Genomic DNA, 20,769 nt, shown 5'->3' with positions numbered 1-20,769 from the left:
TTTCTCCATATTTACTACGAATAGTTTTTTGTTTCTTTCCATTGCGTGCATTTTCTACATCAGTACGCTCATATGGAGAATACCCTAAATGGTTATCCATCTCAGCTGCAAGCATGCTTTCAATAGTACCTCCAAGAAGGTCTTTTAATGCGTCTTGAATGTCCTCAGCAGATTGAATGTCATACTCCCTAATTAAATCAGCAATAATATTCTTTTTTCCCTCTGTTAATCTTTCTTTTCTTTTACCCATAACAAAACAGCCTCCTATGATATTTATATTTTATCATAGAAAGCTGCTATATTTTGTAATTTACAGACTTTTTTTCACAGGCTCATATATTAAGCTTATTCTTCACTATTCATTTTTTATTATTTATTTAAAAAATTTAGTTTAAGCTATGTTAGTTGAGAATTAGAATTTAAAATTAAGTTTTTATGTAGTATTAACAAAATAAAAGCATTATTAATTGTGAATTTTTATATCTAAATATCTATATTTTCTACACTATTGTTTATATCTAAATTAGGATTTTTAAAATCTCCCCCCATATTAGTAATAATTCCTTTTGCTTTATTCAATTCATTTGAGTCTATATCCAAAATTACTTTATAATTAATATCTGTAATCTCCTCAAAACTTCCCATACCACTTGCCATAGGACTAGCAGCAAGTAATGGCATTTTTGTTATATCATCTGAAATATTTCCAGAGTTCATAACTACAGATGATAAGCTGCTAGCAGTAATGCCTTTTGCTGTATCTTCATTGTTATTGTAATTTATAGTATGATCATTTAAATCTACTATGGCATTATTGAAGCCTTGAAACTTTAACTTTTCTACTGCTTCATTAGCATTCTTTATTCCACTAAAATAAGCTTCAATTTTCATTATAACACTCCTTTATTTATTAGAATGATTTAAAGATAATTATTCCACTATGATAAAACAATTATTCGTTACTAATTGTTGACAATTTTATTCTACAGGTGTAGAATAAAGCTGTATTCTACAGTTGTAGAAGGAGGTGGAAAATATGAGTCAATTACCAAAAATATCTGATGCAGAGTGGCAAGTTATGAAGGTGCTTTGGGAAAAAGGACCTATAACATCAAAGGAAGTAGTGGAAATATTAAAGTCTACCACTAAATGGAGTTCTACTACTATCTATACTCTTATCAATAGATTAGTAAATAAAAAAGCAGTAGGTATAAAAGAAGGATCATCACCATATATATGTTATGCTCTTATACCTCAAGAAGAAATTACAATGGAAGAAAGCCAATCTTTTTTAAAAAGAGTTTTTGATGGTTCATTAAATTTAATGCTAGTAAATTTTTTAAAAAATGATAAATTGTCACAAAATGAAATTGAAGAACTGAAAAATATTCTTGACAATAATAAGGATTAAAGGAGAGGAGGGTATGGAAGGAATTACTAGTCTGTTTCAGTGGGTAATCATGTCATCAATAATGGCCAGTGTATTGACATGTTTAATTCTTTTTACAAAATTAATTTTTAAGAATAGGTTAGGTGCTAATTGGCATTATTGTATTTGGTTTTTACTTATAATCAGATTAATGATACCTTATGCACCTAAAAGTTCTATGAGTATTTTTAATGTAGTTACAAAAGCTCCAGTAAGTAATGTTAGTTATCATAGCAATTATTTTATCAATGAAAGTATTCGTTATAATAGAGCAGAAAAAGATAAAGTAGAAATAACTAATAAATCATTATCTAAGCAAAATGAAAATAAGAATATATATTCAAATATAAATGAATGTACCAGTATACAATATGAAAAAATTAAATCTAAAATTATGTTTTTATGGATTACTGGAGCTTTAATATTAGGAACATATACAATTATTCAGAATGTAAAACTTTTATTGGATATAAAAGGTGAAACAGAATGTAGAAATGGATCAATTTGTAATATTTTTAATGAATGTAAAGATGTTATTAATATTGATAAAGATATTTCTATCATATTTACTACAAAAGTTGCAACACCTTCATTATTTGGAATTGTAAAGCCAAGACTATTATTTCCTGAAAATTTATTAGAAGAATTAAGTAATAAAGAATTAAAGCATATATTTTTACATGAGTTAGTTCATTTTAAGAGAAAAGACATATTAGTAAATTGGGTTACCGTGTTATTACAAATATTGCATTGGTTTAATCCAATTGTATGGTTAGGTTTTTATAAAATGCATAATGATTGTGAAATAGCCTGCGATTCTATGGTGCTATCATTTATAAAAGAAGAAGAAAGAAAAGAATATGGATATACAATTATTCATTTATTGAATATTATATCTGAGCCTGGGTTGGTTCCAGGAAGTACAGGGATACTGTCTAATAAACATCATATTAAAAGGAGGATCACTATGATTTCATTATTTAAAAAAGGTTCATTTTGGGGTAAAGCTATAGCTGTTGTATTTTTTATAAGCATAGGTTTTTTAGGTTTAACAAATGCAAAGGGTATAGAAAATATAAAGGCATCACAGCAGATTAATATAAATGAAAATAAAAATAATAAAAAAGTAGAAGGACAAATTGAAGGAAAGGGAGTTATAGTAACACTTTCAGATAAAAGCAATATAGAAGAAGAAATAACAAAGGATAATCCTTATGAATCACTTGTTTTTATAACTGATATTGCTAACGTTATTAATGAGCTTAATAGTGCAGGAGCAAAGGCCATTTCATTAAATGATGAAAGGGTCACTGATGTTAATAAAATGGAAGTATCAGGTATGTTTATTAAGGTAAATGATAAGAAAGTAGGTAATCCTTTTGTTATAAAGGCAATAGGAGATGCTACAGCTTTGGAAAATAGTTTAAAGTCAGATAAAAGTATTTTAAATGACATAAAGATAAGAGAAGTAAGAGTAAAGTGGGATAAAGGAGAAAAAATATTAATACCTGAAAAAAATAAGTATTAAAGAGAATATATATAATGCATTTTGCCCAATAATAATGTATACTAATATAAGAGTATAGTATGAAAATTTTGGAGGCGATGTATTATTAATAACGAAATTATGATAAACGAAGGAATTAGGGAAAAGGAAATTAGACTAGTAGGAGAGGAGGAACCTAGAATAATAAATACCAAGGATGCTTTGGAGATGGCAATAGAAAAAAATTTAGATTTAGTAATGATTTCTCCTGGGGCAAATCCTCCTGTGTGTAAGATTATGGATTATAATAAGTTCCTCTATGAAAAAGCTAAGAAACAAAAGGAAAATAAAAAGAACCAAAAAGTTGTTGATGTAAAAGAAGTAAGATTGAGTGCTACCATAGAGGAGCATGATATAGAGGTTAAAGCTAATAATGCTAGAAAATTTTTATCCAATGAGAACAAGGTTAAAGTTTCTATAAGATTTAGGGGAAGACAAAATAATTACACTAGTGTAGGAAATAAAGTTTTTGATTTATTCCTTTCTAAAGTGGCTGATTTGGCAGTAGTTGAAAAGCCAGCAAGATTAGAAGGTAATAATATGATTATGATTTTAGGGCCTAAAAAGAAATAATTCAAGTAATAAAGAGAGGTAGATTGATTTGGTATAGTCTACCTTTTTTTCTATTATTCACTTTTCATAAACAAAGTGTTCATCACTTTGTTTATATATCTTTACAAATGGAATAAAAACAGGTAAAATATACTTGTAGGCCAAAATTGTACTACAATATTGACCAACAAAAATGGTGAAAAGGAGAGGGAATATATGAAGAAAAAGATTAAAGAATATATATTAATAAACTTAGGGCTTTTTTTAGTTGCTCTTTCAATATATCTTATATTAGCACCTAATAGTCTTGCACCAGGAGGAATAAGTGGTTTGGCTATTGTAGTAAATCATTTTTTGCCTAAAATACCTGTTGGAGCTTTAATGATGTGTTCAGATATAATTTTATTTATTATTGGATTCATATTTATAGGAGCTGAATTTGGAGCAAAAACTATTTATTCTAGTTTCACATTGTCCGGAATGGTATATTTACTACAGAAATATCATCCTATGAAGGAGCCATTTTCTCATGATATTTTAGCTCAACTTATATTTGCTACTTGTATATCAGCAGTAGGTATGGCTATAGTATTTCAGCAAAATGCTTGTACAGGAGGAACTGATATTATTGCAAAAATATTAAATAAATATTTTAATATTAATCTTGGTAAAGGTGTGTTGATGTGTGATATAATTATTGCTGTATCTTCGGGATTTGTATTTGGAATAGAAAGTGGAATGTATGGAGTTTTAGGTGTATTTTTAAATGGAATAGTAATTGATAAAGTAATACAAAACTTAACTTTAAATAAAGAAGTTGTTATAGTTAGTAATAATAGTGATGATATAAAAGAATATATTGTCAATGAATTAGAAAGAGGTGCTACTATTTATTCTGCTAAGGGTGCCTTTACTAATGAAGAAAAGGAAGTTATTAGAACAATTTTGGGAAGAAAAGAATTTATTAAACTAAAAAAATATATAAAAAGTATAGATGAAAATGCTTTTATTACAGTAAATCATGTGCATGAAACTTTTGGAGAAGGTTTTTTAAACATTGTATAGTGTACTTGAAATAAAGGAGAGAGTAATTAATGGAATGTAAAACCAAAAAGTCCATGGAGCAGATAGTTTATGAAACATTAAAAAACGCTATTTTAAATAGAACATTAGCTCCAGGAACTCAACTTGTTGAAAGCACTATTTCTGAAAAAATGAAAATAAGTAGAACACCTATAAGAAACGCTATTAAAAATCTTAGCTTAGAGGGATTTGTTACTATAATACCTAATAGAGGAGCGTTTATTATACAGCCATCAATAGAAGAGATTGTTCAGGCTTTTAGAATGAGAGAAGAATTAGAGTGTACTGCTATAAAATTTGGGTTAGATAAAGTTGAGAAGGAAGATATTGAAAAACTAAATAGTATTACTGAAAAAGAATTTCAGGCGTTAATAAACAGAGATATATTTGATTATTTAGGTATAAATAAAGACTTTCATATGCTTTTGGCAATAAAGAGTGGAAATAAATATTTAATTCAGTTTACGGAGAAAATAATTAATCAAATAAGCATTTATTTAATATTATATGATAGTTTTTATAATAACAGTATGCAATTTGATACTATTGAAGAACACAAAAAAATGGTGAAGGCTATTGAAAATAAAGATGCTAAGCAACTTGAAATTTTGATAAGGCTGCATACAGAAAATGGATTGAATGATTTGCAAATTGATAAAATTAAATATAGGTCTTTAGATGATATTTTTTGATTTTAAAATATTATTTAAAAAATAGTTGACTTAATGGGAATTATCTGATAAACTGTAAACCATAATATAGGTGATGAAAATTAAATAATCGTATAAACAATATGATATAGAGGCCGCGATTGTCATTAGTACTGTGATTTTACAGGAAAGGGTATATCGCCGAAGCACATAATATGTGTTGGGACTTATACTGAATAAGTATAGTACTGTCTTTAAAAGATTGCCCGATCTTTTAAAGGAGTGCTTATCATATTGGGGCAAAAGGTGTCGTTGTATATAACAGTCATAAGTCCTTTTGCTTATGACTGTTTTTGTTTTTCCACTATATAGAAAATTTAATAAATTATTATAACAATGTGGTAAAGAGGCCGCGGTTGAAATTAGTATTGCAAATATGTAAGAAAGGATCTGCCGCCGAAACACAAAATATGTGTTGGGACTATGCTAAATAAGTATAGTACTGTCTTTAGAAGATTGCCCAATCTTTTAAGGGAGTGCTTATCATATTGGGGCAAAAGGCTTGTATTGTATACAGTTATAAGTCCCTTTTGCTTATAACTGTTTTTTTAATATTAAAAATAAAGTGAATTTTTAAAAAAGAGGAGGCTATTCATTTGTCAACTATAGTGCAAAAATATGGAGGAAGTTCAGTAGGAACTATCGATAAGATAAAAAATGTTGCAAGAAAGGTTATAGAAAGAAAGAAAAAAGGTGATGATGTAGTAGTTGTAGTTTCAGCTATGGGTAAAACTACAGATAATTTAATATCTATGGCAAAGGAAATTTCACAAAATCCAAGCAAAAGAGAGATGGACATGCTTATGTCTACCGGTGAACAAATATCAATTTCTTTATTGGCCATGGCCTTTCAAGAATTTGGTTATGAATCAATATCACTAACAGGATTTCAAGCAGGAATAAAAACTTCAGGTATTCATACTAAAAATAGAATAGCTGACATTGATATTGAAAATGTGAAAAAACACTTAGATGAAGGAAGAATAGTAGTTGTAGCTGGTTTTCAAGGAATAAATGAAGATGGAGATATAACAACGTTAGGAAGAGGAGGATCAGATACTACTGCAGTTGCATTAGCTGCAAAACTTAATTGTACCTGTGAAATATATACAGATGTAGAGGGAATTTATAATATAGATCCTAGACTTTACTCCAATGCTAAAAAGTTAGATACCATAAGTTATCAGGAAATGATGGAAATGGCAAGTTTGGGAGCTGGAGTTATGGAAACTAGAGCTGTTGAATTAGGATATAAGTATAATATCCCTATTTATGTAGCTTCAAGTCATGAAGAAAAATTAGGAACTTATATAAAGGAGTATGATGAAACTATGGAAGAAAAAGTAATAACAGGTCTTACGGTTAGTGATGATGTATTAATGGTTACGATAAATAATGTGGCATGTGGAGGGAAAAATATATCTAAAATATTTGAAAGATTAGCACAACATCATGTGAATATTGATATGATAAGTCAAACAGCGCCTTTAAATGGATATGTAAATGTTTCTTTTACTACGTCTAATGAAGATACTTGTACTATTGATGAAATAGCTAATGAATTAAAAGAAGAAATACTAGGGATTGAAATATCAAAGGTTTCCAATATAACAAAAGTATCTGTTGTTGGTATTGGTATGATGAAACAATCAGGAGTAGCAGCTAAAGTATTTAGCATATTTTCAGATAATGAAATAGAATTTAATCAAGTAACTACTTCTGAAATAAGTATATCTTATACAATAGATTCAAAAGATAAGGAAAAGGCAGTAGCTGTATTGGCTAAAGAATTAAATTTATCCGATGACTACCCGCTCTAATACTCACATTTTCTTCAAAGTGTGAGTAAAGATCGGCTATGTCTCTGGATAACGAGTTCTAAGCTTCATATGGAGAAAAACTTCATATGAAGCCAAGAACTCTGTTTATAAAATAAATTTTGGGAGGAATTAATTATGAATTATAATGTTGCGGTAGTAGGTTGTACAGGAATGGTAGGAAGAAAATTTATAGAAATATTACAAGAAAGAGACTTTCCAATAAATGAGTTGTATTTATTTGCTTCAGCAAAATCAGCAGGTAAGGAAGTGGAATTCAAAGGGAAAAATTATGTTGTGGAAGAATTAAAAGAAGAAAACATAAAGGATAAAAAAGTAGATTTTGCATTATTTTCAGCAGGAGGCAGTGTTAGTTTAGAATATGCTCCTATATTTGCAAGATATGGAGCCGTGGTAATTGATAATAGCAGTGCTTGGAGAATGGATCCTGAAGTGCCTTTAGTAGTACCAGAAGTTAATCCAGAGGATATAAAATTACATAAGGGAATAATTGCAAATCCAAACTGTTCTACTATACAGGCGGTAGTTGCTTTAAAACCATTATATGATAAATATGGAATAGAAAGAATTATATATTCAACATATCAAGCTGTATCGGGAGCTGGAATGGAAGGTTATAACGATCTTTTAGAAGGAAATAAAGGTATGCCACCTAGAAAGTTTCCTTATCCAATAGCAGGAAACTTAATTCCTCAAATAGATTCCTTCTTAGAAAATGGATATACAAAAGAAGAAATGAAAATGGTTAATGAAACAAGAAAAATACTTCATGATAATAATTTAAAAATAACTGCAACTACAGTTAGAGTTCCAGTATATAATAGCCATAGTGAAAGCATAAATGTAGAGTTGAAAAATAATTTTGAAATACATGATGTATTTAGTTTATATGAAAACTTCAATGGAATAATATTAAAAGATGATATAGAAAATTTAGTTTATCCAATGCCTGTTCAAACAGCAGAACATGATGAGGTATATGTAGGAAGAATAAGAAGAGACTTTAGTGTGGATAACGGACTTAACTTATGGGTAGTTGCTGATAATATAAGAAAAGGTGCTGCTTTAAATGCAATACAAATAGCAGAATGCATGATAGAAAAGTAATATTAAGTAAAGAAAAGAGGCGGGGATGTGAGAATGTTTGAAGGATCAGGAGTAGCTTTGATAACTCCATTTAAAAATAATGAAGTTGATTACCAAAGATTAGGTGAAATAATAGATTGGCAAATAGAAAAGGGCACAGATTCCATAATAATATGTGGTACTACTGGTGAATCAGCTACAATGTCACATGAAGAAAGAAAAAATGTAATAGAATTTGCAGTAAAGAGAACTAATAAAAGGATTCCAGTAATAGCAGGAACAGGCAGTAATAATACTGCCTACTCTATAGAACTAAGTAAATTCGCTGAAGAAGTAGGAGTGGATGGTTTACTTATAGTAACTCCTTATTATAATAAAACAACACAAAAGGGAGTAATAGAGCATTATAAAGCTATAGCTAACAGTGTAAATTCACCAATTATTCTTTACAATGTACCAGGCAGAACTGGAATGAGCTTACTTTCTAAAACCGTTTATGAATTATCAAAAATCCCAAATATAGTAGGAATCAAAGAGGCTAGTGGAGACATAAGTTTAGTTGCTCAGATTGCTAGTTTATGTGGTGATGATTTTTATATATACAGCGGTAATGATGATATGACAGTTCCAATATTATCTCTTGGAGGTAAGGGTGTAATATCGGTTGTAGCAAATATATTACCTAGTGATACCCACCAGATGGTAATGGAATATTTAAATGGCAATATAGAAAAATCAAGAAAGCTACAGCTTAAAATGAATGGATTAATTAATGCATTATTTATAGAAACAAATCCTATTCCTGTAAAAACAGCAATGAACCTTATGGACATGGGTGCTGGTGAACTTAGATTGCCTTTAACTGATATGGAAGAGGGAAATTTAAAAGTTTTAGTAAATATGATGAAAGAATATGGAATTTCTATAAAGGAGTAATGAGGATGATTAAAGCAATAATAAATGGATGCAACGGTGCTATGGGGCAGGTATTAACTAAAATAATTGATGAAATGGAAGACATAGAAATAGTTGCAGGCATAGACAAGAATATAGACGCACATAAAAATAATTATCCAGTATATGAGCATATATGTAGTTATGAAGGGAAAGCAGATGTGGTTATTGATTTTTCTAATCCTGGTTGTTTTGAAGAAGTATTACAATATGGAGTTAATAAAACTACACCGTTAGTAATAGCAACCACTGGATTAACTCCTGAAAATTTAGTGAGTTTAGATGAAGCTTCAAAAAGTATTCCAATATTCCATTCCTATAACACATCTTTAGGTGTAAATGTATTGGTGAGTTTAGTTAAGAAGGCAGCAGCAATTTTAAGTGAAAGCTTTGATATTGAAATTATAGAAAAGCACCATAATAAAAAAGTTGACGCACCTAGTGGTACTGCGTATATGATTGCAAATGCTATAAATGAGGAACTTAATAATTCAATGAAATTTGTTTATGGTAGGGAAGGCAAAGATGCTAAAAGAGCTAAAAATGACATAGGTATACATGCAGTGCGTGGGGGAACTATCCCAGGAGAGCATACAGTTATATTTGCAGGAATGGATGAAATAGTGGAAGTTAAACATACTGCTTTATCAAAAAATATATTTGCACAAGGAGCTATAAAGGCAGCAAAATATATTGTTAATAAAGATAATGGACTATATAATATGAATGATATAATTAAAGAGGCTTAAACCATAGCCTCTTTTCTTATTTATTAGCTAATGGAAAAATATTTAGTGAAAATGAAAAAAATTACTTGACTTTAATAAATGAAGATGATAAACTAAGAACAATAAATTTTAGGAGGAATTAATTATGAAAAACTTATTACATATAACAGTACAAGTTGTCTTTAATAGCCAATTTAGATAGGGTTTGTATCTAGTAATTTAACATAGGTACAAACCCAGCAATTCTTTGCATTTGAAGGTTTGTATCTATGTTGGCTATAAAGTATAAGTTTTTCGTTAATTATTTTATAGAAAGCCACATAGATGATCTATGTGGCTTTTACGTTTTTCTTTTATGTATTTTTAAAAGCCACATGGAGTACCATGTGGCTTTTTTTATACCCAAAATAAGGAGAGGAGAATTTTCATGGAAGTAGTAACAGGTGTAGTAGTACAAAGTTTAATTTTATCAATTATGGTGTTAGGGGTATATATAAGTTATAAGATATTAGATTTCCCTGATATGTCAGCAGATGGAAGTTTTGCTTTGGGGGCAGCAATAGTAGCTATTATGCTAAAGAAAGGAGTATCACCTATTTCAGCCAGTATGTTAGCATTATTAGCTGGAGTAATAGCGGGGCTATTAACAGGCATACTCCATGTAAAGCTTAAAATATCAAATTTGCTTTCTGGAATTTTAGTAATGGGAATTTTATATTCATTAAATTTAAGAATAATGGGAAAGGCTAATATACCTATATTTAGTGAAAAAAATATATTCTATAATTTTAATCCTTTAATAATTACATTTGCTTTTGTTATAATAATTAAAATTTTCATTGATTTATTTTTAAAAACAGGACTTGGATATACATTAAAGGGCGTGGGAGATAATCCACAGATGATTAAATCCTTAGGAATAGAAGTAGGAAGAATTAAGATTTTAGGACTTATGCTTTCTAATGGACTTATAGCACTTTCAGGAAGTATGATGGCACAGTATCAGGGATTCTCAGATATTTCTATGGGTATTGGTACATTAGTTTTAGGGATAGCTTCAATAATCATTGGAACATCTATAATTAAAAAGAAAAAATTTATTAAGGATACAACTCTTGTAATAATAGGTACATTAATTTATCAAATTACCATATATTTTGCTATGAATATAGGACTTACCCCAGTTGACTTAAAGATGATAACATCCTTGGTAATTATTGTATTCTTAGCTGTCAGCGGAGTTAAAAATAATGAAAAAAGAAAACATGGGAGGTGGATTGTAAATGCTAAAAATTCAAAACTTATCAAAAAGCTTTCATAATTCTTATCTAGGTGAAAATGTATTGTTTTCAAACCTTAATTTAAATATTAATAAAGGTGATTTTGTAAGCATAATTGGTAGCAATGGTACAGGTAAGTCAACATTATTAAATATAATTTCAGGAGTAGTTGAAGAAACATCTGGAAGTATGTTACTTCAAGGCAAGGATATAACTCAAATGCCTGAACATAAAAGAACTAAAATTATAAGTAGGGTTTTTCAGAATCCAGCTTTGGGTACATGTCCTTCTATGACAGTAAGAGAAAATTTATCTTTAGCATTAAACAAAGGAAGGTTAATTAATCTTAAATATTGTCTTAGACATAAAACAGAGTACCTAGAAGAATTATTAGATGGTATATCCTTAGATTTAAAAAAGCTTTTAGATGTAGAGGCTAAATATCTTTCAGGAGGACAAAGGCAAGCATTATCATTAATAATGGCTAGTGTATCTAATCCTAAGGTGTTGTTGCTAGATGAGCATACAGCAGCATTAGATCCTAAAACATCTAGTGAAGTAATGAAACTTACCCAAAAAATTGTTAAAGAAAAAAACATTACTACATTGATGGTAACTCACAATTTGAGGGATGCAATACAGTATGGTAACAGAATTATTATGTTACATAAGGGTGAAGTCATCTTAGATTTAGATGAAGAAGAAAAGAAAAAATTAACTGTGGAAGACATATTAAAAAAATTTGAATATGCAGTGTAAAGGAGAGGAATAATTATGAAAAAAGTAATTGTTGGAATATTAATATTAGCTGGTGTATTAACTGGATGTGGAAAAGTAGCAGATAAAAAGAAAGTGGTAAATATAGGTGTAAGCCAAATTGTAGAATATGTTGCTCTAGACCAAAATAGAGAAGGATTTATAAAGGCGCTGGAGGAAAATGGATATAAGGATGGAGAAAATATAAAAATAGATTATCAAAATGCTCAAGGAGATATAGCTGTATCTCAAACTATAGCTAAGAAATTTACTTCAGAAAAGAAAGATTTGATTTTTGCTATAGGTACTCCTGCAGCTCAAGGGGCATTTAATGCAACAAAGGAAATACCAATAATGATTAGCTCTGTTACTGATCCAGTAAAGGCTGGACTAGTTAAATCTATAGAAAAGCCTGAAACTAATGTGTCAGGAACTTCAGATTATTTGCCAGTTGAAAAGCAGTTAGATTTAATAAAGAAGCTTGTACCAAAGGCAAAGAAAATAGGGTTTATATATAATACAAGTGAAGTAAATTCAGAAGTTCAATTAAATGAGCTAAAAAAGGTTGCTAAGGATTATGAAATTATTTCTACAGGAGTAACAAGTACAAATGAAGTAAATAGTGCTATAGTTAGTTTGGTAAAGAAAATAGATGTATTATATGTGCCAACAGATCAATTAGTAGTATCATCAATGCCTATAATAGCTAAGAATACATTAGAGGCAAAAGTACCTATAATTGCAGCAGAAAAAGGAAGTGTAGAAGGAGGGGCACTAGCTACTGTAGGAATTAATTATTATAAATTAGGTTATGAAACAGGTAAGATGGCAGTTGCAGTATTAAAAGGAGAAGATATTTCTAAAATGCCAATAAAAATATCCGATGCAACTGATGTGTATATAAATGAAGATAGCTTAAAGAAATTGAATATTGAAAAACCAGCAATGGACAATGTTAAATATATCAAATAATTATTAGACTTAGGTAAGTTAGTTTTAAATAAATATGTATTTTATGAAAGAAAAGAGGCTTAAGTTAAAGCCTCTTTTTTTAGATAATATTGCAATAATAAAAATTGAAAAAACTATTGAAAAAATAATTTTAAAGTAGTATAATGCATATAACACTTTAATAGTTTATCATAGTAAATTATTAAAGTAAAAGCAATTAAGTACATAATTCATTTTTGGAAGGAGAATTTAGTATGTCCAATATTGTATTAGTAAGATTAAATGTTAATGTTAGATTTCATCATCATAGATAAAAGGGTTTGTAACTTGAACTAATAACAGTTCATAGATGCAATCCCTGATTTAGCTGTCTAAGTTTCAGGGATTGTATCTATGATGGTTTTATATATTGAGAAAGCCATATAGGTATACCTATATGGCTTTTTCCATTTTTAAAATATAAAAAGTAGGTGAATATTATGGAGTTTTTAAAAATTAAAGATGAAATAAACTATTCTGCTAAAAGATATAAAATGATAAAGATGTTAGAGGATATGTTTTTGAAAGAGGGATTTATTCAAATTCAGCCTTCTACTTTTGAAAGCTTAGATAAACTCGCAGGAATTAATAAAAAAATAAAAAATGAGTCTACAGTAAAGGTATTAAGCAGTAGTTCTAAGATTTTTGTATTAAGACCTGATATAACTTTAAATATAATTAAAAATCTAATTCCAAGATGGGAAGAGGATTTAAAACTTAAATTGTTTTATACTTCTACAATTTACAAAAATAAAGATGAAGCAAATATTAAAGAAATTATGCAGATGGGAATTGAATACTTGGGAGAAGACTCATTTAAAGGAGATATAGAGGCAGTAGCATTAGCTTTAAAAGTTTTAAGAAAGTTTAATGATAATTTTATTTTAGATATTGGAAGTAGTAAATATGTAGATGGAATTTTAAATAAATTGAATTTAAATGAAAACATTCAAAATCAATTGAAAAGCTTAATTTATAGAAAAAACAAGTTTGAATTAATTAATTTCATCCAAACTTTAAATTTATCAAATGAAGTGCAGGAGCTTATATCTAACATTTTGGATTTTCAAGGGAATTTAACAGAGATTATATCCAAGGCTAAAAATTTTTATATGAACGAAGAAATGAAAAAAGCAATAGAAGAACTTGTAAATTTAAACCGTTTTATACAAGAGAATGGATATATGAAATATGCACATTTTGATTTATCCATGGTTACAGAATTAGATTATTATGATGGATTAATTTTTAAAGGATATTACCCAAAGTGTTATAGAGAGATTATAAGTGGAGGAAGATATGACTCCTTAACAAAGGAATTTGGTAGAAAAGTTTCAGCTATAGGTTTTTCTGTAAATTTAGATAGTTTAATGAAAAATTATTATAAGGAAGGTGATAAAAGGTGAATTATATTACTATAGCCCTTTCAAAGGGAAGACTTGGAGAGGAAGCATATAAAGTATTAAAAAAAGTAGGGCTAGGAGAATCTATAGATCTAGATTCCAGAAAACTTATTTTTAAAGATGAAGAAAATAAAATAAATTTTATATATGTTAAGCCTACAGATGTACTAACCTATGTGGAAAAGGGGGTAGCAGACCTAGGAGTAGTTGGAAAAGATGTGATTTTAGAAAGTGATAATGATGTATATGAGATATTGGATTTAGGTTTTGGAAAATGTAAGTTTTCTATAGCAGGGATAAAAGGTGAAAGTGTATATAAAAAGGATGAAATATTAAGGGTAGGAACTAAGTACCCAAAAGTTTCTCAAAAGTACTTTTATGAAAGAGGGCAAAAAATTGAAATAATAAAACTCAATGGTTCTGTAGAATTAGCACCTTTAGTAGGTCTTTCCGATGTAATAGTGGACTTAGTGGAAACAGGAAATACATTAAAGGCTAATGGCCTAGAAGTAATTGAAGATATACTCAATATAAGCGCTAAGCTTATATGCAATAGAGTAAGCTATAGATTTAAATTTAATAGAATACAAAACATTAGTAAATTATTAAATAGTATGGAGGGATAACTATGATTAATATAATCCAATTTGAAAAGGATAGAGAATTTTTAAAAAAGCTTTTAGAAAGAAGCCAATTTGAGTTTTATGAAGTGAATAAGGCTGTTAATGAAATTTTAACAGAAGTTAAGAGAAGAAAAGATGAAGCTATAAGAGAGTATACATTAAAATTTGATAAAGTCTCCATAGAAGATTTTTTAGTATCCGATGAAGAAATAGATAATGCATTTAATAACATAGATAAAAACTTAAAGGAAGATTTAGTAAAGGCAAAGCTAAATATAGAAAAGTACCACAATAAGCAAATAAGAAATTCTTATACTTTTTATGAAGGAGAAGATATTGTTTTAGGACAAATAGTAAATCCTATAGAAAAAGTAGGAATATATGTTCCAGGTGGAAGTGCAGCTTATCCATCTACAGTTTTAATGAATGCAGTACCTGCAAAGATAGCTGGAGTTAAAGAAATTATTATGATAACTCCACCCAATAAACAAGGAAATATTAAAGAGTCAATACTTGTAGCGGCATCCATAGCTGGGGTAGATAAAATATATAAGGTTGGAGGAGCACAAGGTATAGGTGCATTAACCTTTGGAACAGAAACAATACCAAAGGTGGATAAAATAGTAGGTCCTGGTAATATTTATGTAACTATGGCAAAAAGAAAGGTTTCAGGCTTTGTAGGAATAGATATGATAGCAGGCCCTAGTGAGATTTTAATAATTGGAGATAGATATACTAATGCAAAATATGTAGCTGCGGATTTAATTTCTCAAGCAGAACATGATGAAATGGCAGCCCCTATCTTGGTTACAAGTTCACAAATTCTTGCTAGAAATGTAATAAAGGAGCTAGAAATACAAGTAAATAATCTTCAGAGAAAGGACATAATAAAAAAATCTTTACAAAATTATGGAGCAATTATTATAACTAATTGTCTAAGTGAATCTATAGATATAGCTAACGAAATAGCACCTGAACACTTAGAAATACTAACAAAAAATCCTTTTGAGATATATAGAAGAATAAAAAATGCAGGAGCTATATTTCTAGGAGAATATTCACCAGAACCAGTGGGAGATTATTTTGCAGGGACAAATCACACTTTACCTACTAGTTCTACTGCTAGATTTTCTTCACCTCTTTCAATAGATGATTTTATAAAGAAAACTTCATTAGTTTATTATAGCAAAGAAGCACTTAGAAAATCTAAAGACTCAATTATTAGAATTGCAGAAGATGAGGGATTAACAGCTCACGCTAATTCAATAAAAGTTAGATTTCAGGGGGAGTAATTTATGGAATTAGTAAAAGAAAGTATAAGAAATTTAAAAGAATATGTTCCTAATAATTTGGACTATAAAATAAAGCTAGATGCTAATGAGGGAAAAAACATTTTATTTAAGGATATATACAAAGAAGGAATTAAATTTGGGGAAGATTTTAATATAAATTTTTATCCTGATAATGAAACTACTCTATTAAGGGAGGAAATAGGCAAATATATAAATGTAAATTCAGCAAACATAATAGCTGGTAATGGTTCTAGTGAAATGATAGAGCTCATAATAAAAACTTTTGTAGATAAGGATGAAGTTATTTTAAGTTTTACTCCTACTTTTAGTATGTATTCAATATTTAGCAAAATATATTCAACTAAATTTATTGGACTTAAAAGCAATAAGGATTTTTCTGTGAATATAGAACTTTTAATAAACAAGGCTAAGGAAGTTAATCCTAAAGTTATTATTTTATGTAATCCTAATAATCCAACAGGATATTTGATAGATAAAGATCATATAAAAACGCTATTAGAAAATACAGATTCAATAGTAGTAGTAGATGAAGCCTACATAGAATTTGCAGGAGATTCTATGGTAAATGAAATAGGAAACTATAAAAATTTAATAGTTTTAAGAACTTTATCAAAAGCACTAGGACTTGCAGCTGTGAGACTTGGATATATGGTATCTAATGAAAAAATAATTAACATAATAAATAAAGTAAGATCTCCATACAATCTAAATGCTCTTACTCAATATGTGGGTATAACAGCACTTAAAAATAAAGATAAAATCATGTGTTATGTGGAAGAGGTAAAAAAAGAGAGAGAATCTTTATATAGCAAGCTGAAAGAAATAGGAATAGAGGTTTTTAAATCTTATGGGAATTTTGTATTTTTTAAGTGTGAAATTATTAATTTAAAGTATAGGCTTGCAGAATATGGAATACTCATAAGAGATTTTTCAGAGGATTTAAAAGGGTACTTTAGGGTTACTGTGGGAAGTGAATATGAAAATAGAGAATTTATTAAATGTTTAAAGGAGATAAAAGAAAATGCGAAAAGCTAAGGTTGAAAGAAAAACCCTTGAAACTAATGTATATGTTGAAATGAATTTAGATGGTAGTGGCAAAAGTGAAATTAATACAGGGATTGGGTTTATGGATCATATGCTTACTTTAATGGCTTTTCATGGTTCTTTCGATTTAATAGTAAATTGCAGTGGAGATTTATATGTGGATGACCACCATACTATGGAGGATATAGGAATAGCACTAGGTCAGGCTTTTAATAAATGTTTAGGGGAAAGAATAGGCATAAAGAGATATTCTAGTGTTTATATACCTATGGATGAAGCTTTAAGTCTTGCAGCTTTAGATATAAGTAATCGTCCTTATTTGTTTTTTAATGTAAATTTTGAAAGAGAGACCATAGGAAGCATGGATACACAAAATTTTAAGGAATTTTTTAGAGCCTTTGTAAATGAGGCTAGAATAACTCTCCATATTAATGTTTTGTATGGTGAAAATGATCACCACAAAATAGAATCTGTATTCAAATCTTTTTCTAGGACTTTAAAGGAAGCAGTGCAGGTTATTTCAGATAATATATCATCATCAAAGGGGGTTTTGTAATTGAACATAATAATAGATTATGGACTTGGAAATATAGATTCTGTAAAGAGAGCTTTTAAAAAGGTAGGAATAGAAACTAAGGTTTCAAAAGATATAGATGAAATTAAAAACTGTAATTCAATTATTTTGCCAGGAGTAGGAGCATTTAGAGATGCTATAGATTCATTAAATAATATGAACTTAATACCAATAATAAAAGAACAGGTGCAAAAAGGAAAGTTTATAATTGGGATATGTTTAGGAATGCAGCTGCTTTATGATAAAAGTTATGAGAATGGGGAGTATGAAGGATTAGGTTTAATAGGGGGAACTGTAGAAAAAATAGATGTGGATTTAAAAATTCCCCACATGGGTTGGAACAATATAAAATTTTATAAGGATGATCCAATATTAAAATATATAAATGAAGATGAATATGTATACTTTGTACATTCTTATTATGCAAAATCTACAAATAAGGAATTAGTAGCTTATGCAGATTATGGTATTAACATTCCTGCTATTGTAAGAAAGGACAATATTTATGGTATACAATTTCATCCGGAAAAGAGTTCTCAAGTGGGACTTAACATACTAAAAGCTTATGGGGAGATGATAAAATGATAATTTTTCCTGCTATTGATATAAAGAGTAATAAATGTGTAAGACTTTCTCAAGGAGATTTTAATAAATTAAAAGTATATTCTGATGAACCATTTAAAATAGCACTGAAGTGGAAAGAAGAAGGAGCTTCATTTTTACATTTAGTAGATTTGGATGGAGCTAGAAGTGAAGAGTTTATTAATAAAGAATCTATAGAAAAAATAGTGAAAAATATAGGAATACCTGTTCAAGTAGGAGGAGGTATAAGAAGTGTAGAAAAAGCAGAAAGTCTTATATCTATGGGAGTAGAGAGAGTAATTGTGGGAACCATAGCTGTTGAAAATAAGAGGCTTTTGAAAGAATTAATTTCTAAATATAATGAAAAAATAATAGTTTCTATAGATGCTAAAGAAGGAAAGGTAGCAACAAGGGGCTGGGAGGTAATAAGTAAGATTTCTTCTATAGATTTGTGTAAAGAACTTGAAGATATTGGGGTAAAAACAATAGTTTATACGGATATTTCTAAGGATGGTATGCTAAAAGGACCTAATTTTGATATTTATAAAATATTATCAGAAAAAACAAAGTTAAATATTATTGCGTCAGGAGGAATAACAAGAATTAAAGATATATTAAGACTTAAAGAAATGAATATATATGGAGGAATAATAGGAAAGGCTTTTTATGATAATTTATTAGAGTATAAGGAGGTGGAAAAATGCTTGCAAAAAGAATAATCCCCTGTTTGGATGTGAGAAATGGTAGGGTGGTAAAAGGACAAAAGTTTGAAAATATAGTAGATGTAGATAGCCCAGAAATGCTAGGCAAGTATTATAGTAATGTGGGAGCAGATGAGCTTGTATTTTATGATATAACTGCTTCTAATGAGGAAAGGAAGATCTCTTTAGAATTTGTTGAAAAGGTAGCTCAAAATATTAATATACCATTTTGCGTAGGTGGAGGAATTTCTTCAATTAAGGATATTACAAATATTTTAAGAAAGGGAGCAGATAAGATTTCTATAAATTCTGCTGCTATAAAGAATCCAGAATTAATAAGGCAAGCTTCTTTAACATTTGGTACTCAGTGTATAGTATTATCTATAGATGCTAAAAAAAATAATGAAGGTTCTTGGAGCGTTTATGTAAAAGGTGGAAGGGAAAAAACTGATTTAGATGCAGTAAAATGGGCAATAAAAGGGGTTGAACTTGGAGCTGGTGAAATAGTAATAAATAGTATAGATGAAGATGGGATGAAAAATGGCTATGACATTGAGCTTTTAAAAAAAATAACCAACTCTGTAAATGTGCCTGTAATTGCATCTGGTGGTGCAGGAAAAATGGAGGATTTTTATAAGGCAATAGACTATGCAAAGGTGGATGGAGTGCTGGCAGCTTCTGTATTTCATTTTGGACAAATAAATATCACTGATTTAAAAATGTATTTAAAAGATAAAAATATTCAGGTGAGAATATAGGAGGCTTATTATGGAAGTTGAAAAAATACTAGAAGAAATAAAGTTTGATAACATGGGATTAGTACCTGCTGTAGTACAGGATATAAATACTAATAAAGTATTAATGCTTGCTTATATGAATAAAGAAGCTATTAAAAAGACTTTAGAAGAGAAAATAGCTCATTATTATAGCAGAAGTAGAAAGAAGTTATGGAAGAAAGGGGAAACTTCAGGAAATATACAAAAGATAAAAGGATTTTATTATGATTGTGATAAGGATACTATTCTTATTTTAGTAGAGCAGATAGGAGTAGCTTGCCACACCGGAAATTATTCCTGTTTTTTTAATGAGATAATTAAGGAGAACAGTGAAAAAGAAGATATATTACATCTATTATATTCAACTATACAGGATAGAAAAAACAATCCCAAAGAAGGATCATATACAAATTATTTATTCCAAAAGGGATTGGATAAAATATTAAAAAAGGTTGGAGAAGAAACAAGTGAAGTAATAATAGGAGCTAAAAATAAAGATAAAAATGAATTGATTTATGAAATAAGTGATTTGGTATATCATCTTTTAGTTCTTATGATTAATGAAGAAGTTACTATTAAAGATATAGAAAATGAGTTAAAAAATAGAAGAAAGTGAGTATAATATTAAGTTTAATATTATACTTATAAAACAGGCAATATATGTTGGAAATCAGTCGAAAAGTGATGAATATGGAGAAAGATTAAAATAAACTTGTATAGTTTTAAAAAATACTAGTATTTAATGAAAATAGCTAAAATTTAAAGAAATATCCCGATAATTGTAGAAAATATTTAGCAGAT

At 28.8% G+C, this 20,769-nt stretch carries 23 protein-coding genes and 2 riboswitches; of the genes, 21 read left to right on the top strand and 2 right to left on the bottom strand.

Going from position 1 to position 20,769, the window contains the following annotated elements:
* On the bottom strand, positions 1–250 hold a 250-nt coding region (locus T514_RS0119535; RefSeq protein WP_027626041.1), incomplete at its 3' end, for a transposase.
* A gap of 233 nt (positions 251–483) precedes the next feature.
* Positions 484–891, bottom strand: a complete 408-nt coding sequence (locus T514_RS0119530; RefSeq protein WP_027626290.1) for a hypothetical protein — start codon at positions 889–891, stop codon at positions 484–486.
* 145 nt (positions 892–1,036) lie between these two features.
* On the opposite strand from T514_RS0119530, the gene T514_RS0119525 reads away from it, so the two are divergent.
* The 21 genes from T514_RS0119525 (at position 1,037) to hisIE (ending at position 20,584) form a co-directional block, all read left to right on the top strand.
* A complete protein-coding gene (locus T514_RS0119525) occupies positions 1,037–1,411 on the top strand; it encodes a BlaI/MecI/CopY family transcriptional regulator (protein WP_027626289.1) in 375 nt (124 codons plus the stop codon).
* Between the two features lie 13 nt (positions 1,412–1,424).
* Positions 1,425–2,957 (top strand): M56 family metallopeptidase, encoded by a 1,533-nt coding sequence (locus tag T514_RS0119520; RefSeq protein WP_027626288.1) that lies wholly within the window; start codon positions 1,425–1,427, stop codon positions 2,955–2,957.
* A gap of 99 nt (positions 2,958–3,056) precedes the next feature.
* Complete coding sequence (infC, locus tag T514_RS0119515; RefSeq protein WP_034869726.1) at positions 3,057–3,548, top strand: translation initiation factor IF-3; 492 nt, start codon at positions 3,057–3,059, stop codon at positions 3,546–3,548.
* 195 nt (positions 3,549–3,743) lie between these two features.
* A complete protein-coding gene (locus T514_RS0119510) occupies positions 3,744–4,592 on the top strand; it encodes a YitT family protein (protein ID WP_027626286.1) in 849 nt (282 codons plus the stop codon).
* A 29-nt stretch (positions 4,593–4,621) separates the two neighbouring features.
* Positions 4,622–5,302: a GntR family transcriptional regulator gene (locus T514_RS0119505; protein ID WP_027626285.1), complete on the top strand. Its 681-nt coding sequence runs from the start codon at positions 4,622–4,624 to the stop codon at positions 5,300–5,302.
* Positions 5,303–5,401: 99 nt separating this feature from the next.
* Positions 5,402–5,555, top strand: a riboswitch (Lysine riboswitch).
* A gap of 101 nt (positions 5,556–5,656) precedes the next feature.
* A riboswitch (Lysine riboswitch) is annotated at positions 5,657–5,810 on the top strand.
* A 106-nt stretch (positions 5,811–5,916) separates the two neighbouring features.
* A complete protein-coding gene (locus tag T514_RS0119500; protein ID WP_027626284.1) occupies positions 5,917–7,140 on the top strand; it encodes an aspartate kinase in 1,224 nt (407 codons plus the stop codon).
* 135 nt (positions 7,141–7,275) lie between these two features.
* Positions 7,276–8,265 (top strand): aspartate-semialdehyde dehydrogenase, encoded by a 990-nt coding sequence (locus tag T514_RS0119495; protein ID WP_027626283.1) that lies wholly within the window; start codon positions 7,276–7,278, stop codon positions 8,263–8,265.
* A 27-nt stretch (positions 8,266–8,292) separates the two neighbouring features.
* A complete protein-coding gene (gene dapA, locus T514_RS0119490) occupies positions 8,293–9,180 on the top strand; it encodes a 4-hydroxy-tetrahydrodipicolinate synthase (RefSeq protein WP_027626282.1) in 888 nt (295 codons plus the stop codon).
* A 5-nt stretch (positions 9,181–9,185) separates the two neighbouring features.
* Entirely contained in the window at positions 9,186–9,947 is a 762-nt protein-coding gene (gene dapB, locus T514_RS0119485) for a 4-hydroxy-tetrahydrodipicolinate reductase (protein WP_027626281.1), read from the top strand.
* Between the two features lie 406 nt (positions 9,948–10,353).
* The gene (locus tag T514_RS0119480; RefSeq protein ID WP_027626280.1) at positions 10,354–11,247 is read left to right on the top strand and encodes an ABC transporter permease; all 894 of its coding nucleotides are present in this window, start codon (positions 10,354–10,356) and stop codon (positions 11,245–11,247) included.
* Positions 11,210–11,965 (top strand): ABC transporter ATP-binding protein, encoded by a 756-nt coding sequence (locus T514_RS0119475; RefSeq protein WP_027626279.1) that lies wholly within the window; start codon positions 11,210–11,212, stop codon positions 11,963–11,965. Before T514_RS0119480 ends, T514_RS0119475 begins: the two co-directional genes overlap by 38 nt.
* Before the next feature lie 15 nt (positions 11,966–11,980).
* Complete coding sequence (locus T514_RS0119470) at positions 11,981–12,934, top strand: ABC transporter substrate-binding protein (RefSeq protein WP_084284759.1); 954 nt, start codon at positions 11,981–11,983, stop codon at positions 12,932–12,934.
* 458 nt (positions 12,935–13,392) lie between these two features.
* Positions 13,393–14,358 (top strand): ATP phosphoribosyltransferase regulatory subunit, encoded by a 966-nt coding sequence (locus T514_RS0119465; RefSeq protein ID WP_027626277.1) that lies wholly within the window; start codon positions 13,393–13,395, stop codon positions 14,356–14,358.
* A complete protein-coding gene (hisG, locus tag T514_RS0119460) occupies positions 14,355–14,981 on the top strand; it encodes an ATP phosphoribosyltransferase (RefSeq protein ID WP_027626276.1) in 627 nt (208 codons plus the stop codon). Before T514_RS0119465 ends, hisG begins: the two co-directional genes overlap by 4 nt.
* Before the next feature lie 2 nt (positions 14,982–14,983).
* Positions 14,984–16,270: a histidinol dehydrogenase gene (hisD, locus tag T514_RS0119455; RefSeq protein WP_027626275.1), complete on the top strand. Its 1,287-nt coding sequence runs from the start codon at positions 14,984–14,986 to the stop codon at positions 16,268–16,270.
* 3 nt (positions 16,271–16,273) lie between these two features.
* The gene (hisC, locus tag T514_RS0119450) at positions 16,274–17,326 is read left to right on the top strand and encodes a histidinol-phosphate transaminase (RefSeq protein ID WP_027626274.1); all 1,053 of its coding nucleotides are present in this window, start codon (positions 16,274–16,276) and stop codon (positions 17,324–17,326) included.
* Complete coding sequence (gene hisB / locus T514_RS0119445) at positions 17,313–17,891, top strand: imidazoleglycerol-phosphate dehydratase HisB (RefSeq protein WP_027626273.1); 579 nt, start codon at positions 17,313–17,315, stop codon at positions 17,889–17,891. The genes hisC and hisB overlap by 14 nt, the downstream gene beginning before the upstream one ends.
* A complete protein-coding gene (gene hisH / locus T514_RS0119440) occupies positions 17,892–18,494 on the top strand; it encodes an imidazole glycerol phosphate synthase subunit HisH (protein WP_027626272.1) in 603 nt (200 codons plus the stop codon).
* Positions 18,491–19,210, top strand: a complete 720-nt coding sequence (gene hisA / locus T514_RS0119435) for a 1-(5-phosphoribosyl)-5-[(5-phosphoribosylamino)methylideneamino]imidazole-4-carboxamide isomerase (RefSeq protein ID WP_027626271.1) — start codon at positions 18,491–18,493, stop codon at positions 19,208–19,210. The genes hisH and hisA overlap by 4 nt, the downstream gene beginning before the upstream one ends.
* A complete protein-coding gene (hisF, locus tag T514_RS0119430; protein ID WP_027626270.1) occupies positions 19,192–19,950 on the top strand; it encodes an imidazole glycerol phosphate synthase subunit HisF in 759 nt (252 codons plus the stop codon). Before hisA ends, hisF begins: the two co-directional genes overlap by 19 nt.
* A gap of 10 nt (positions 19,951–19,960) precedes the next feature.
* Positions 19,961–20,584 carry a bifunctional phosphoribosyl-AMP cyclohydrolase/phosphoribosyl-ATP diphosphatase HisIE gene (gene hisIE, locus T514_RS0119425; protein ID WP_034869720.1) on the top strand — a complete coding sequence of 208 codons (624 nt, stop codon included), beginning with the start codon at positions 19,961–19,963 and terminating at the stop codon, positions 20,582–20,584.
* Positions 20,585–20,769: the final 185 nt, after the last annotated feature.

This window comes from Clostridium lundense DSM 17049 (genome assembly GCF_000619945.1).
Taxonomy (GTDB): Bacteria; Bacillota; Clostridia; order Clostridiales; family Clostridiaceae; genus Clostridium_AO; species Clostridium_AO lundense.
Note: the sequence above shows the minus strand (reverse complement) of the source record. Positions and strands in the feature narration are given on the sequence as shown.

Excerpts from the sequence above, each read along its gene's own strand:
- T514_RS0119530 (WP_027626290.1), bottom strand. The coding sequence starts at position 891 with ATGAAAATTGAAGCTTATTTTAGTGGAATAAAGAATGCTAATGAAGCA.
- T514_RS0119525 (WP_027626289.1), top strand. The coding sequence starts at position 1,037 with ATGAGTCAATTACCAAAAATATCTGATGCAGAGTGGCAAGTTATGAAG.
- T514_RS0119520 (WP_027626288.1), top strand. The coding sequence starts at position 1,425 with ATGGAAGGAATTACTAGTCTGTTTCAGTGGGTAATCATGTCATCAATA.
- infC (WP_034869726.1), top strand. The coding sequence starts at position 3,057 with ATGATAAACGAAGGAATTAGGGAAAAGGAAATTAGACTAGTAGGAGAG.
- T514_RS0119510 (WP_027626286.1), top strand. The coding sequence starts at position 3,744 with ATGAAGAAAAAGATTAAAGAATATATATTAATAAACTTAGGGCTTTTT.
- T514_RS0119505 (WP_027626285.1), top strand. The coding sequence starts at position 4,622 with ATGGAATGTAAAACCAAAAAGTCCATGGAGCAGATAGTTTATGAAACA.
- T514_RS0119495 (WP_027626283.1), top strand. The coding sequence starts at position 7,276 with ATGAATTATAATGTTGCGGTAGTAGGTTGTACAGGAATGGTAGGAAGA.
- dapB (WP_027626281.1), top strand. The coding sequence starts at position 9,186 with ATGATTAAAGCAATAATAAATGGATGCAACGGTGCTATGGGGCAGGTA.
- T514_RS0119480 (WP_027626280.1), top strand. The coding sequence starts at position 10,354 with ATGGAAGTAGTAACAGGTGTAGTAGTACAAAGTTTAATTTTATCAATT.
- T514_RS0119475 (WP_027626279.1), top strand. The coding sequence starts at position 11,210 with ATGCTAAAAATTCAAAACTTATCAAAAAGCTTTCATAATTCTTATCTA.
- T514_RS0119470 (WP_084284759.1), top strand. The coding sequence starts at position 11,981 with ATGAAAAAAGTAATTGTTGGAATATTAATATTAGCTGGTGTATTAACT.
- T514_RS0119465 (WP_027626277.1), top strand. The coding sequence starts at position 13,393 with ATGGAGTTTTTAAAAATTAAAGATGAAATAAACTATTCTGCTAAAAGA.
- hisD (WP_027626275.1), top strand. The coding sequence starts at position 14,984 with ATGATTAATATAATCCAATTTGAAAAGGATAGAGAATTTTTAAAAAAG.
- hisC (WP_027626274.1), top strand. The coding sequence starts at position 16,274 with ATGGAATTAGTAAAAGAAAGTATAAGAAATTTAAAAGAATATGTTCCT.
- hisB (WP_027626273.1), top strand. The coding sequence starts at position 17,313 with ATGCGAAAAGCTAAGGTTGAAAGAAAAACCCTTGAAACTAATGTATAT.
- hisA (WP_027626271.1), top strand. The coding sequence starts at position 18,491 with ATGATAATTTTTCCTGCTATTGATATAAAGAGTAATAAATGTGTAAGA.
- hisF (WP_027626270.1), top strand. The coding sequence starts at position 19,192 with ATGCTTGCAAAAAGAATAATCCCCTGTTTGGATGTGAGAAATGGTAGG.
- hisIE (WP_034869720.1), top strand. The coding sequence starts at position 19,961 with ATGGAAGTTGAAAAAATACTAGAAGAAATAAAGTTTGATAACATGGGA.